The 14,567-nt window shown below is 40.8% G+C and carries 12 protein-coding genes; 5 read left to right on the forward strand and 7 right to left on the reverse strand.

Annotated elements, in window-relative coordinates; all coding sequences use genetic code 11:
* The first annotated feature begins 185 nt into the window (after positions 1-185).
* Positions 186-1,262 carry a DUF4831 family protein gene (locus M2132_RS11155; protein WP_280673569.1) on the forward strand — a complete coding sequence of 359 codons (1,077 nt, stop codon included), beginning with the start codon at positions 186-188 and terminating at the stop codon, positions 1,260-1,262.
* Positions 1,263-1,287: 25 nt separating this feature from the next.
* Positions 1,288-1,782, forward strand: coding sequence for a CYTH domain-containing protein (locus M2132_RS11160; RefSeq protein ID WP_280673571.1), 495 nt, complete (start codon positions 1,288-1,290; stop codon positions 1,780-1,782).
* A gap of 10 nt (positions 1,783-1,792) precedes the next feature.
* Here the strand turns inward: M2132_RS11160 and M2132_RS11165 are convergent, their stop codons facing one another.
* Positions 1,793-2,149 carry a MerR family transcriptional regulator gene (locus tag M2132_RS11165; protein WP_280673573.1) on the reverse strand — a complete coding sequence of 119 codons (357 nt, stop codon included), beginning with the start codon at positions 2,147-2,149 and terminating at the stop codon, positions 1,793-1,795.
* A gap of 26 nt (positions 2,150-2,175) precedes the next feature.
* Entirely contained in the window at positions 2,176-3,150 is a 975-nt protein-coding gene (locus M2132_RS11170; protein ID WP_280673575.1) for a M23 family metallopeptidase, read from the reverse strand.
* Positions 3,151-3,286: 136 nt separating this feature from the next.
* Here M2132_RS11170 and alaS point away from each other — a divergent pair, with 136 nt between their 5' ends.
* From alaS to M2132_RS11185, 3 genes are all read left to right on the forward strand, one after another.
* Positions 3,287-5,902 carry an alanine--tRNA ligase gene (gene alaS / locus M2132_RS11175; RefSeq protein WP_280673577.1) on the forward strand — a complete coding sequence of 872 codons (2,616 nt, stop codon included), beginning with the start codon at positions 3,287-3,289 and terminating at the stop codon, positions 5,900-5,902.
* 262 nt (positions 5,903-6,164) lie between these two features.
* Complete coding sequence (locus M2132_RS11180; protein ID WP_280673579.1) at positions 6,165-7,325, forward strand: TlpA disulfide reductase family protein; 1,161 nt, start codon at positions 6,165-6,167, stop codon at positions 7,323-7,325.
* Between the two features lie 64 nt (positions 7,326-7,389).
* Positions 7,390-8,292 (forward strand): hypothetical protein, encoded by a 903-nt coding sequence (locus M2132_RS11185; protein ID WP_280673581.1) that lies wholly within the window; start codon positions 7,390-7,392, stop codon positions 8,290-8,292.
* A gap of 133 nt (positions 8,293-8,425) precedes the next feature.
* Here M2132_RS11185 and M2132_RS11190 read toward each other — a convergent pair whose 3' ends face one another.
* The 5 genes from M2132_RS11190 to M2132_RS11210 form a co-directional block, all read right to left on the reverse strand.
* Positions 8,426-9,049, reverse strand: coding sequence for an inorganic pyrophosphatase (locus M2132_RS11190; protein WP_280673589.1), 624 nt, complete (start codon positions 9,047-9,049; stop codon positions 8,426-8,428).
* A 447-nt stretch (positions 9,050-9,496) separates the two neighbouring features.
* Positions 9,497-10,957, reverse strand: a complete 1,461-nt coding sequence (locus tag M2132_RS11195) for a DUF4932 domain-containing protein (RefSeq protein ID WP_280673583.1) — start codon at positions 10,955-10,957, stop codon at positions 9,497-9,499.
* Between the two features lie 259 nt (positions 10,958-11,216).
* The gene (locus M2132_RS11200; protein ID WP_280673585.1) at positions 11,217-12,044 is read right to left on the reverse strand and encodes a hypothetical protein; all 828 of its coding nucleotides are present in this window, start codon (positions 12,042-12,044) and stop codon (positions 11,217-11,219) included.
* 275 nt (positions 12,045-12,319) lie between these two features.
* A complete protein-coding gene (locus M2132_RS11205; protein ID WP_280673587.1) occupies positions 12,320-13,342 on the reverse strand; it encodes a hypothetical protein in 1,023 nt (340 codons plus the stop codon).
* Positions 13,335-14,288 (reverse strand): hypothetical protein, encoded by a 954-nt coding sequence (locus M2132_RS11210; protein ID WP_280673588.1) that lies wholly within the window; start codon positions 14,286-14,288, stop codon positions 13,335-13,337. The genes M2132_RS11205 and M2132_RS11210 overlap by 8 nt, the downstream gene beginning before the upstream one ends.
* Positions 14,289-14,567 lie beyond the last annotated feature (279 nt).

Genomic DNA, 14,567 nt, shown 5'->3' on the forward strand with positions numbered 1-14,567 from the left:
CAAAAAGTAAGGTCCACTGCCGGACTACTCATACATACGATGGGCAAAATTGCCATCGCTTTTATTTATCTAATTTTTTAAATACTGATTCGCATGAATAACAATTATTTATAACTTTGTTTTCCTGTGTCTGTGAAAATTGTTAGTTTTGTGCATCTCTTGAAAATCCGATAAAACAAAGAACTATGAAATATTTGTGGAGTATTTTATTGACGCCATTTGCTTTCCTGCCTCTTTCTGCTCAAAACACGGTGAAGATGAGCGCCGTGAAAGGCAATAATTTTGGTGTGGCTTACAGTCTGCCCAAATCGGCAATATCAATTACCGCCAATTATACCAAAACAACACGGAAGGCAGGCGAGTTTTACCAATATGCCGAGCGTTTCCTTAACATATCGAACCCCATAACAAAAAACGAGGTGGTTTACACGCTCAACGATGTCGGTGCCGACGTTGTGGGCATCCCCGACAAGGAAAACTCTTATCTGGTTGAATTCAAGTCGAACAGCGTTGCGCCATTCGTCACCCTCACCCAAGATGGGGTGATATGTGCCATCAATGCCGAATATTTGTTCGAGGCTGCTCCCAAACCAAAAGCCGAAGCCCAAAAACCGGATGCTTTGCCCAACCCCAAATCGCTCCTTTCGGAAGAAATATTAAGGGCAGGTTCAACCAGCAAACAGGCCGAACTGATAGCCAAGCAAATATACCTGTTGCGCGAAACAAGGACAAATATACTTACCGGCGAGGCCGACAATATGCCGCCCGACGGCAATGCCTACAAACTGGTGATGGAGCAGCTCGACAAGCAGGAAAAAGCACTCACCTCTATGTTTGCCGGAACGGAAGAAACCGAAAGCGGTAGCAAAACATTTTCCGTTGTTCCCGATGAGGCCAACATCGACCGCCGGATTATTTTCCGCTTCTCGTCCAAATTGGGCATCGTTGCCGAAGATAACCTTGCAGGCAGCCCCGTTTATCTGACTTTGACAAACCAATCGCCTCAGGAAGAAGTATTTTTGAGCGAAAAAGACCAAAAAACGTTGGACAAAAAATTCTCGGCCGGAATCATCTACAATGTGCCAAGCAAAGGCAACCTGAAGATAGAGTACAACAACAAGACTTTGGTGCAAAAGGTGTGCGACATTGTGCAGTTTGGCATACAGGAAGTGCTTGCTCCCAAAGAGCTGGATTCGGGCAAACAGCCCATCAAAATAACTTTCTATCCCGAATTGGGCGCGATAAAGGAAATAACAAGATAACACTCTTATATACACCTCAATTGATATGCTTTTAGAGATAGAACGGAAATTCTTGGTCAATGGCGACTTCAAGTCGTTCGCAATCCATTCCACCCGCATCGTGCAGGCGTACATATCGTCCAATCCCGAGCGCACGGTGCGCATCCGCCTGACGGGCAACAAAGCATACATCACCATCAAGGGAGAACCCGACGAAAGCGGTATTTCGCGCTTTGAATGGGAAAAAGAAATCCCCACCGACGAGGCCGAACAACTACTGCAAGTGTGTGAGCCGGGCTTTATAGACAAGGTGCGCTATTACGTACCTGCCGTAAGCAACAAGATGTTTGAAAAGGTTTTTGAGGTAGACGAGTTTCACGGCGAAAACGAGGGACTCATTGTTGCCGAAATAGAACTGAACAACAGTGCCGAAGATTTTGACAAACCCGAATGGCTGGGGCAAGAAGTGACGGGCGACAAACGCTACTACAACTCACAACTGCTCAAACACCCCTATTCGGCGTGGGAAAAAGAAAAATAATAAAAACACATCAATCGTCAGTATCGAGGGCATCGAAGGCGGCCTTAAAATCGTTCAAATCTTTGCGTATGCCTTCAAGCTTGCGCAATATTTCCTGACGGCGGGTTTCCTCGTCTTTTTTGTTCCGTAGAATCTGGCGGGCGCCATCAAGCGTCATTCCTTTTTCTTTAACCAAGTGGAATATCACGGTAATGATGTCGATATCTTCCTTTGTATATTGACGGGTTCCCCCTGCGGTTTTGCGCGGTTTGATTTCCTTAAATTCCGATTCCCAGAAACGCAACGAAGACTCCTTCACCCCAAAATGGGCTGCCACTTCCTTTATGGAGTAATACAGGCGAGTGCTGTTTTCAAAATCAATTTTCATGTCAAAAACAATTTAATAACAGTTACTTAGTCCATCACCTGACCGTGGTTGGCCGATATGCGGAGCATTTGGTCGTATTCCTCAGGAGTTAAATCCATGAAGTAATAATTAGCCGGATTTTCGGGGCTTCCTTTCACATGCACCTCGTAGTGCAAATGCGGCCCTGTCGATTTGCCGGTGCTACCCACTTCGCCTATCTTGTCGCCGCGCGTCACTTTCTGTCCCGCTTTCACGTCGTATGCGTTCAGGTGGGCATACAAGGTCTGATAGCCGTAGCCGTGGTCTACCACAATAGTGTTTCCGTATCCTTGTCGCCAGTCGGCATGTATAACCGTTCCGTTCCCTGTTGCGTAGACAGGCGTTCCGGTCTTAGCCGTAAAGTCCATACCCGAATGGAAGCGTGGCGAACCATAAACAGGGTCTATACGCATACCATAGCCCGATGCCACCCTCGATAGGTCTTTGTTTGCCACCGGCTGAATGCTGGGCACATGCAGTATGCGGTCTTCCTGCGTTTTGAGCATATCCACAATATTATCGAACGACTTGGATTGTATATAAATCTGTTTCGAGAGCAAATCCATCTTTTGGCTGGTACGTACAATCATGTCGGGGTTCGACAGGTTCATCAAATCGCTATACCGTTCGGCGTTGCCCATCCCTGAGTTCCGGAGTTCGGCCGACACGGGGTCGGTGTGGAAAATAGCCCGGTACATATTATCGTCGCGCTGCTGCATGTCTTTCATCACCTTCAGGGCTGCGTCGAGCCGGCGCGACACAAGGTCATGATTGGCACGCAACATCCTGTTTTCTTTTTTCATCTCAACCTCCTTGGGCGAGTCGAGCAAATAGTTGGTAACCAGCCAGAAGCCTATCACACCGAGAATCATCCCGAAAACCACACTGCGCGCCACGGCCAGCGCCTTGCGCATCTTACTGGGGTAGAACCTCTCGTACGAAAGCGTTTGCGGGTTATATAAATAGTATATTTTCTTTTTCATTCAGGTGTGGGGCTACTCATTCCCCTTTCATAAAACTTTATAGTCAAGAGGTGAGCAAAAATAAAGTTTTTGAGTTATTTTTGCAAACTATACACCGAAATAAAAGAAACTGAAGAACAAAACATATAGAAACAGTATGATGACCTCGAAAGAAATCCGTAATTCTTTTAAAGAGTTTTTTAAAGAGAGGGGACACCAGATAGTACCCTCGGCCCCTATGGTAATAAAGGACGACCCCACACTGATGTTTACAAACGCGGGCATGAACCAGTTTAAAGACATTATTCTGGGCAACGTACCCATAAAGTACCCACGGGTGGCCGACTCGCAGAAGTGCTTACGGGTTAGCGGCAAGCACAACGACCTTGAGGAAGTGGGGCACGACACCTACCACCACACCATGTTCGAGATGCTTGGCAACTGGTCATTTGGCGATTACTTCAAGAAAGAAGCCATAGAATGGTGCTGGCAATACCTGACCGAAGTTATTGGGCTGGACAAAAACCGCTTGTATGTTACCGTTTTCGAGGGCGACCCCAGCGATGGTATTGGCCGCGACGACGAAGCAGCAGGATATTGGGAACAATATCTGCCCAAAGATCGCATACTGAACGGAAACCGCAAAGATAACTTTTGGGAGATGGGCGATACGGGTCCCTGCGGGCCTTGCTCGGAAATACATATAGACATCCGCCCCGACGCGGAGCGTGCCAAAGTAGATGGCTTAACGCTTGTAAACCAAAGCCACCCGCACGTTATAGAGATATGGAACTTGGTGTTCATGCAATTCAACCGCAAAGCCGACAAATCGCTCGAACCGCTTCCGGCAAGGGTTATAGATACAGGCATGGGATTTGAACGCCTATGTATGGCCGTGCAAGGAAAACTATCGAACTACGATACCGATGTCTTCCAGCCGCTTATCATGGCTATTGCCCAACTGGCGGCAACGGCATACGGGCAGGACGAGAAGAAAGACATCGCCATGCGTGTCATTGCCGACCATGTGCGCACCATAGCCTTTTCCATTACCGACGGTCAGCTACCCTCCAACGCCAAAGCAGGGTATGTTATCCGCCGCATCCTTCGCCGTGCCGTTCGTTATGGATACACCTTCCTGAACCAGCATCAGGCGTTTATGTATAAGTTGATACCTGCCCTTATCGACACGATGGGCGATGCGTATCCCGAACTCATAAAGCAAAAAGACCTTATCGGGAAAGTTATCAAGGAAGAAGAAGAATCTTTTTTACGTACCCTCGAAACAGGCATAAAATTGCTCGACAAGCTTATGGCCGAAGCCAAAGCAAACGGCAACACCGTTATTGAAGGCTCGCAAGCCTTTACGCTTTACGACACATACGGCTTCCCGCTCGATTTGACGGAGCTCATACTGCGCGAAAACGGCATGACCGTCAACCAAGAAGGCTTCAGCAGCGAAATGCAAAAGCAAAAAGACCGTGCCCGCAACGCAGCCGCAGTAGAAACCGGCGACTGGGTGGTACTCAAAGACGGCGAAACCGAATTCCTCGGCTACGACTTCACCGAGTGCCAAGCACAAATATTACGCTACCGCCAAGTTACCCAAAAAGGCAAAACCTACTACCAGATAGTGCTAAACCGTAGCCCTTTCTATGCCGAAATGGGCGGACAGGTGGGCGATACCGGCTGGCTGATAGACGACAATGGCAAAACAGAAGTTATCGACACAAAACGCGAAAACAATCTGCCCGTACACATCGTGAACCGCCTTCCGCAAGATGTAACCGCTTCGTTCGTAGCGAAAATAAATACAAAAAACCGCACTGCCTCCGAGTGCAACCATACGGCAACACACCTTCTGCACGAAGCCTTGAGGGAGGTGCTGGGCGAGCATGTGGAGCAAAAGGGCTCGTACGTATCGCCGGTATCGTTGCGTTTCGACTTCTCGCACTTCCAAAAACTGACCGACGAAGAAATCCGTACCATAGAACGCCGTGTTACGGCAAAGATACGCGAAGACATTATTCTGGACGAAGCCCGCAATATACCTCTTGCCGAAGCTAAAGCTATGGGAGCGATGGCTCTGTTTGGCGAAAAATATGCTGACGATGTGCGTGTTGTACGCTTCGGCTCGTCGGCCGAACTTTGCGGAGGCACACACATATCTTCTACGGGGCGCATCGGTTCGTTCCGCATCATCAACGAAAGCTCCATCGCCGCCGGTATAAGGCGTATCGAAGCCATTACGGCCGAAGCATGCGAAGAACTGTTTTACGCCCATCAGGATGTTATCAACGAGCTGAAATCCTTGTTGCACAACACTCCTAACTTGGTTCAGGCATTCCATAAATTCGTTGAGGAAAACGCCGATATGAAGAAAAAGATGGAAGAGTATGTAAAAGAAAAAACAGCACAGATAAAGGATATGGTAGTTAGCCGCAAACAAGAGATAAACGGTATATCGCTCTTCGTGCTGAGAGGAAACTTCCCTGCCGATACGGTCAAGGATATTGCTTTCCAAATCCGCGGCGAATATCCTAAACATTCTGCTTTTGTGGGCGTTACACACATGGAAAATAAGCCTATGCTTACCCTCATGCTATCGGACGACTTGGTTGCCAGTGGACTGAATGCCTCGCAAATAATCCGCGAAGCAGCTAAGAATATACAAGGCGGGGGCGGAGGTCAGCCTCATTTCGCAACGGCAGGAGGCAAAAATACCGAAGGCTTGACAAAGGCATTCGATTATATTCTGGAAAACATAAAATAAGAAAACAGAATACCCGTGATGCAGTTAGGGAGTTTACGTCGGATCAATTTATTATACATATTTTATAGCATTTGTCATTGAGTCGCCTACGCTCCTCGAACGTTGTTTCTGAACAAAGTGAAGAATCTCTGTATCGCTTATTCAAGATCCTCCGTTGCACTCAGGATGACAAAATGAATGTATGTTATTTCTTTAATAATTAATTTTTATTTCCCGAATACACCACAGAAAAAACAGAGTATCAATATTATACAACAAAAACATGAAAAAGATTATCCTACTCTTCTCGTCCGTACTGATGGTAGTGTCGTTCTGCTCGGCACAGAAATTCAGCTTCAAAGGGATTCTTCCCAACAACGACCTCGATGGGCTTTCTGTCGTTGTTTTCAGAGAAAACCTTAATGACGAAGCCAACCCTACCACCTTATTGGATAGCGTTGTTATAAAAAACGGGACTTACACGCTAAAAGGAAAATCCCCGAAAGAACCCTATGCAGCCAATATAAGCATATTGCAAGGCCAAGGGAAAGGGATTCCCAACTCCGTTCCGGTTATCATTGAGGAGGGTAGCATAACCCTTACGTACAGCCTTACAGGCACTCCGGTCACTGTAAGCGGAGCTCCTCAGAACGAACTTTTCTTCAAATCGGTACTTGAACCTACGTTCAACTATCAGAGCAAGGCAAAAGCTCTGATAGCCAAAGCCAGCCAAGCCGAACAGGATGGCGAAATGACTCCCGAACGCGAAGAACAGATGCAGAAAACCTTCAACTCGATGCAAGAAGAGGTGGTGGCCAGCTATTTTAACTATACAAAAACAAATATCAAAAAACCTATTGGTGAATACTTTTTCATAGCATGGTCTAACATGTTTTCGAAAGCACAAAACGAGCAACTACTGGCCGAGGTATCGCCCAAAGCCAAAGATATATTTGCTGCCGGCCAGAAACGCCAAAAAGAATTTGAGGACAAAAAACAGCAAGCCGAGCAAGCCACTGCCATTGGACAATCTTACAAAGATATGACCCTTCCCGGTATCGACGGAAAAAGCGTAAGCCTGTCGGACTATATCGGCAAAAACAAGGTTGTCCTTATCGACTTTTGGGCATCGTGGTGCGGCCCTTGTATAAAAGAAATGCCGAATGTTGTTGAGGCCTACGCCAAATACAAGGGCAAAGGCTTTGAGATTGTAGGTATATCGTTCGACAGCGAAAAAAACGCTTGGCTTGCCGCAACCAAAAAGCTCAAAATCACTTGGCCGCAAATGTCCGACCTGAAAGGGTGGAAATCGTCGGCAGGGCAGCTATACGGCATATATTCAATACCCGCCACCTTGCTCATTGACCAAAACGGGAAGATAATAGCCAAAAACCTCCGTGGTAAAGAACTGGATAGAAAATTGGCCGAAGTTTTAGGCGAGTAACTAACAATTGATTGTTGACAAAGCAATATTGACCAAGTTTATAACCTTAAAAAACTAATAAACAATGAGAAAAATTCTATTAATACAATTTATTGTTATGTGCTTGATAGGGTGTAGTTCTAATCCTAATAATACAGATCTTGTTAACAAGGTCTCTAAATTAGAAGAAGAAAATCAGCAATTGAAAGAAACAATAAAATTATTGGAATACCCAGCTTCCAACAGACTTATTAGTATCAATAAATTGATTTCTGAGAATAAGTTTAATGAAGCTAATACAGAAATAAATGAACTGCAAAAATTGTTTCCTAAGTCAATCGAATCTGGAGAGGCAAATAATCTGAAGCAAATAATTTTAGATAAGCAAGCAAAAGCTAAGGAAGAAGAGGATCGAATTAAAGCTTTAGGTTTTAAAGCTCTAAAAGAGGAACCTAACATACAAGTTGGATATAATAAAATATCTGTAGGCGCTTTCTCTACTGCCACAACTTTCACTTATGATGCATACGATAGTCGGTATTTCTATAATACTGCCGATAGAGGTAATAAATATGTTTCTGCGCGGATAACAATAACATCAACAAGCAAAGACCCTTTGCTTCCTGTTTTTTATGCTTATTCGATATCTGGTGATAAATTAGTTTTGATAGATTCATTTAATCTTCGATTTGCTCGGTGGGAAGACTATGGATCATATTTAGGAAATTATCATGATAATGGAAATGATTTTGCAAAAACCTCTACTATTCCGTTCAAAATAGGGATTGAAGTTAGTGAAGAATTATTACAAAATCCAGTCGTAATATTAGTTAAAAATGAAAACTGTTTAAAGCGTAAATACAACCGATTTGACGATCCGTCAGTATCCTATTCTTCCGATAACTGCTCTTCTCATAAAACCCTATCCATAGAAGATTTAAAAGAAAAATACTTTGTTGTGAAGATTTTAAATAAAAATAAAATCTAAGTTTTATCATTTGCTTTTATTCCGCTATTAGGTTGAAGATATCTCAACCTTAACCGATACAAAAAAAGCTCTATGGGAATGTGCGTATTCTCCATAGAGCTTTTCTTTTTATTTCGGGGAAAAAATTTCTCTTTTACAGATTCAAACCATAAGCCTCGTTATAGTCTTCGATAGAACGGCGGATAACCTCACGGGCAATCTCCACATCGTAGACATGGGTCAGGATACACTTACGTTCCTGCTCGCCGGGTATATCCTTATAGGTAGTGAAATAGTGTTTCAAACGCTCTATTACCAGAAAAGGCACATCGCTTATATCGCGATACGAGCCGTAGATGGCATCGTTTTCGAGTACGGCTATCAGTTTATCGTCGGCCTGTCCGTGGTCTATCAATCGGAATCCTCCAATAGGACGGGCATTCACCAATATATCGCCGTGTGTGATGTCTTTCTCGGTCAGCACACATATATCAATCGGGTCTTTATCGCCTACAATATCGTGTCTTTGCAAGCGAACGTTACTAAGTTCGGCAACTCTGCGTCCACTATATGTTTGAGGCAGAAAGCCATACAAGGCCGGAATGATATTCGAATATTTCTGGGGACGGTCTATACTCAAATAGCCCGTTTCTTTGTCCACCTCATATTTAACAGTATCGGTAGGGACAATTTCTATAAAAGTCCTTACCACTTCGGGGGCCTTATCACCCAGACTAACACCGTGCCAAGGATGTGCCTTGAATCTGCGGCTCATCATTGTGTCTATAGCGTGCTGTAATCCCATAGCGTTATTTTTGTTCCAAAGCTACAAGTAAATTATAGCATTATCAATAATTCAAGAAATGTTTTAAAATCATTTTTATACAAATATGACAAACAGACCTTGCATTTATTTGTGTTTTTGGCAATTGAAAGTTTAAATTTATCGCATAAAAGTTTGTTATAATAACATACTCCTAACACAATATGTTCATTAATGCGATTTTTTTTGGGGCTGTCCCAAAAGTAGATTGATAATATCAAAAATAATATTCTCGACTGTCATGTTGAACGATAGTGAAACATCTCTACTAGCAAAGGAGATTCTTCCCTACAGTCAGAAACAACGTTCGAGGAGCGTAGGCAACTCAATGACAAAATGATTATGTTGTTTTTCAGATAATTATCTTTTGTTTCCTAAATGCACTACGGGCTTAGGAAACTCTTATTTCTCTGATGTTTTAAATATTATGTTATAGCTTTCTTTTATAGGATAAAACTCTTTCGATTGAAAAAAATTCCGTGACAAACTTATTCCATATTGCGAATTTGGTTCAAGCGAATTTGGTTCTATTTTGATTACAAAAGTGCAATTATCTTCCCAATATGAACGATTAGCAAAATCAAGATTTGTATCAATCGTGGGTAAAGTATATCTTTCGTCTTTGTTACCTGCATAATCTTCTATAGGATGAAGTCCCCTTGAATGAACATTCATTGGTTCAGAAAAACTAATCCTGATTTGTGTAAGATTCATATCACAAGGAATTGTACTTCCTTGAACTGGAAATACATTTACAACATAAGGCGTTCGGTTGTCGTATTCAAACTGCACGAGATTCATATTCTCAGCAGTATATCTCAAAAATTCAGTTAATTGTGGCATGAAGTCTTTGAGATGCGGATATAATTCCCTATTAACATAAAAATTATTCATAAAATTGATAGATCGCTTCATCCAAATAAAACCACGAGTATGATAGTTTGTCACGAGATGAGCGTAAACACGTCTTTCTTCCGGAGTATAATTATCAAAAAAATAAAAATATGTCATAAGATTGTTCATCCACTCATACATCATTACTTTTGCTCCTTGATAAGCATTGCGAGCCATCACTTTTTTTATATTTCCATGCTCATAAATTGTATTAGCATAAACTTCCATCCTGTCCCAATTTTTATCGATAAGAGATGTGGTGAATCCATGTAACAATTCATGTATGACGGTTGATGAGATAGGATAGTTTGTAAAATCGGGAAGTCCATCATGCTCGGGAACGCAACCGATTACCAGAAACTGTCCTGCCGCATTATCGGTTGATGAATAATTATGATATCCGTTTAACATTCCTAAATACACATCCGGCCTGTTAAACTTTACTCCAAATATATTTTCAACCCATGTTGTGTCAATCGTATTAAGAAATTCATCCATACGTCCTTCTACTGCGGCATAAATTTCTTTATGAGAGTCATAGAATTTCTGAAAGTTTGTATCCCTATAAAAATCATTAAGTAGTTTTACAAATTTTTCAAATGAATCTTTAGTCCATCTGCTATCCAAATCCGATCGGCTAATTTTATCAGGGTCTATCCCTATTCCTTTTTTAGTGATTTTAAGGTGATATGCCGCATCTGCAACCGCACCATAACCAACAAGATTTTCTCTATATATCTCACGCACGTAATTAACCGCAGGATGAAACTCGAAAGGTTTAAAATGTTTATCTGCATCTTCTACATAGGCTTTAAACTGATTATTTACGTATTCGTGGCATCCCGCATATCTGAACACAATACTTGTTAACTCTACACGCGGGTCTACACTCGATTTCCATTGAGCTAAAGCCGTTGCTTTTCCCAAAAGCAATATGACTATTAATAAGAATATTTTTCTGTTGTGCATGATACGTAAGTTACTATTTTACAAACCGGCTGTATAATTTGAAAAATCATGATGTTTTTATTAGTTTTTGCATACTATCTGTGCTTTTTGATTAACATTTCGTGTTTCGCAATGATAAATGATTTTATTGAGAAAATATTTAATATAGGTCGATTATCTGTTAAAAACGGATGTTATTTTGTTATTTTTAACCTATTATATAAAAACACACCTATCGTATCAGGTTGGGTGTAATGGGGGAATTTTTTCATCTATTACATTAACTTTCTTTGTAAAAATAGGCTATTTTGTTTTTCCAATCGAACAATATTTTTTTGTATTGAAGAAAAAAATCTATTCCCAAATAGCCACCAACCGATTTGTTGCCAAAATATTGTTTGTGAATTGCTTTTTTATCAAAGGTTTTCTTTACTCTCATGTTAGTAAATAGAGAATCCACACCAAGTTCGGGAATCGTGAGCCTCGATGTTGGGTAGCTGTCGCCATACATTGCCGATTTTTCTTTTTTGTATTCAATGGCTTTTTCAAAAAGCGATTCTTCAAACATATTAGCAAAAGAATATGAGTGACATCCTGTGTCTAAGACAAAGGTTGTATAAATAATACTGTCCGCAATAGTGTACGAACCCCTGATGCTGAAAAAGTCTTTAGAATAGTAATTCGAGTATTTTTTCTCTGTACCATAATCCGGCCTTACCAAAACCGCAGCTTTTACTTGGCTGTTTGTTGTGTAAAACAAAGGCATTGTATCCCGAAAACACAATTGGTTATTCTCGAAGTCTATTTCCAAAAGGTATTTTTCCAAAAAAGGAGTATGTCCAACTATACCGTCAACATCTTCTTCCACCATATCGTATAAAATTTCTTCAGCAATTGCACATGGGAACAAATAAAAATAAGGGTCTATATAATGATTTGTAAAAAAATAGAGCGGTATATGACGTTCGCCTAAAGATTCTATTGATGATGTATCTCCCGAATAACTGAACCCCAATTCTAAGGCAGTATTCTTGTTCAATGTACTAACGGTTGTTCCTGAATCGTAATACAAATTCAACGGCTTCCCCCGCATTTCATACCCTTCCAATATTATACTGCTATTGGCTGATAAATGGAAAGGGATACACAGCTCTTGTGAATAGCATATTATATTTACTACACACAAAAAAATTAATAACAAGCATATTCTTTTGATGGCATTAAACATAATATTTGTTTTTTTGATTATAAAAATTTAAGGCTAATATGATTTCTAACGATCACCACCCTTAATTTTATTCAGCTTGGCAGGAGATAGAGATTGTTCCTTGAAATAATTTAAGCTTTTCATAATTATTTAAAATTAAGTTTTGTCGCAAAGGGCTATAAGCTACCGTCTTTTGTCAATATGGGAATCCCTTTCATTTTCTCGTTCTTAAGCCACGTTCTTTGTTTTGCAGTTTCAATAGTAGGCATACCAATTGCTTTTCGGTTAGTATTTATTCGATCAATTATTTCAGAATCGACTAAAGCTTCGGCTCTATTTCTAAATGCTGCGTATATAAGAGCTGAATCGTCTACACACGCGTTTTTCTCTATATGCCTGTCTACAATAAGCCCATAAAGCTCAGGAGGACATTTACCCTGTCGTATTTGTGTTAAAATCACATCCTTAATATCTTGTTTATCGGATATATGCAAGAAAAGAGCGGTTAAACCACCATAGCATTCCACAATATTTTTGTAACCATATAACGATAAACCCGGAAATCCATATTCATCTACAATTTCCAACATACGTTTAGCATTGTATGCATCTACGTCCAACCACTCCTGATACGCCTTGCCTCTTTCTGCATCTGTGGCATCTTTATTATTCAAACTACGACCCTCAATCCTTACCCGTTGGTCATTATTAATCATTTGCACTATCTCATCTACAATTTTTTTTCTTTCGAGTGAATAGTAAACTTCTAATTTTTGATTTAAAGTAGTTAACAAGGAATCTGTGTTAATGTGTTTCTGTAATGATGCAAAATAAGAAGCATCTTCATCCCAAAATGTACTTGGATCTCTACCGTATTCCGAGACCAAAATATTCATGTAATGCACAGCTTTCTCATAGTGCCCTTTTTCCAATGAAAGGTCTATATAAAGGCTCATTTCGTAATAGGTATCCTGTTCTTTTAATGGAGCAACTTGTTCGGCTTGTTGGAGTTTTTGATATGCTAAACTATCGTTGCCTTCAAGATGGGCAATATCCGCTTCATATATAAACTGATAGTAACCTGATGTTATATAATCAACTGCTTCCTGAGCTTGTAATGCAATTCCAATAAACAAGCAAATAGAGATCGATATTATCCTCCTGTATTTCCGCATAACGTTAAATTTAAACTCATTCACTTAACTCCATTTTTCTTCTAAAAATCTCAGTTTCTTGCTTGCTCATTTCTATGGTAGGCATACCAACAGCCAGACGCCTGGCATTTATTTTTGCAATGTGATCAGGATTATTATCTATCTCAGCATTCGCAGCAGAAGCATAGGTAGAATCATTATCCTTATAAAAGCCATTTTTCCTGTCCATTATCAATCCATATAAAGAAGGAGAACATTGCCCCAACCGGACAGACTTCAATACAAGGTCGGATATATCTTCGCCATCAGAAACATGCAAGAAAAGAGCCGTTAAACGCATTATGGTGAACACATTTTTCGAGCCTATCACTCGCTGAGCCGGATAACCGTACTTCTTAAATATTTCCACCATTTCCACCCGGTTAATAGAATCTGTTTTACGCCAACTTTCTATACTTTCAAGTTCTTCCGGAGTGAGTGCCTCCCCTTCTCGTTGTTTCGAAATGGCAAGCCTTGGTTTTTGGTCGATTTCGGTTATTTTCTTAATTTTTTTTGCTAATTCTTCTCTTTCGGGAGTATAAAAATTATCATATAAAACTTTCAGTTGTTTTAACTGGCTTTTCCAATTCACTTTCTCCTTGAAATCTGGTGTTACCCATTCGTCAAATTCATCAAAAGATGCAGGATTGCAGCCATAATCACCAACAAGCTTAGTTATGTATTTAAGAGCTTTTTCATAATCTCCTTTTTCAATAAGAAGCTCTGCATAAAGGCTCATTTCATGATACGCATCTTGTTGAATAATTGGGCATGCCTGCTCGGCCTGTTGCAGTTTGCTGAATGCTAACTCCCTGTTACCTTCAGAATCAGCTATATTAACCTCATAAATCAGTTGATAATAACCCGAAGTTATATAATCAGGGTTTTCCTGTGCAAACCCTGTGCATACCGATATAAATGGTAATAACAACATAATGATTATTTTCCTCATATCAAAATATTATTTAACGAGGGTGTTTGTTAAGCATTTAAAGATACTATTGGCGACAAATCTCCCACAAAACATCCTCTAAATATACTTAAAAAAAAGTCACGTAATATTTGTGATCAACGACGTGTCTATTGTTATTTATAAGCTATATGTGTTTTTTGATTAACATTTAGTATTTTGCAATTACTACTGATGCGCTAATTTTTTAATTTCAACCGTAACGGGTTGATTATATATAAGATACAAGCGTTCTTTGATTTTTTGATTTGAATTGACCGT

This window comes from Dysgonomonas sp. PH5-45 (assembly GCF_029893235.1).
Taxonomy (GTDB): Bacteria; Bacteroidota; Bacteroidia; order Bacteroidales; family Dysgonomonadaceae; genus UBA1309.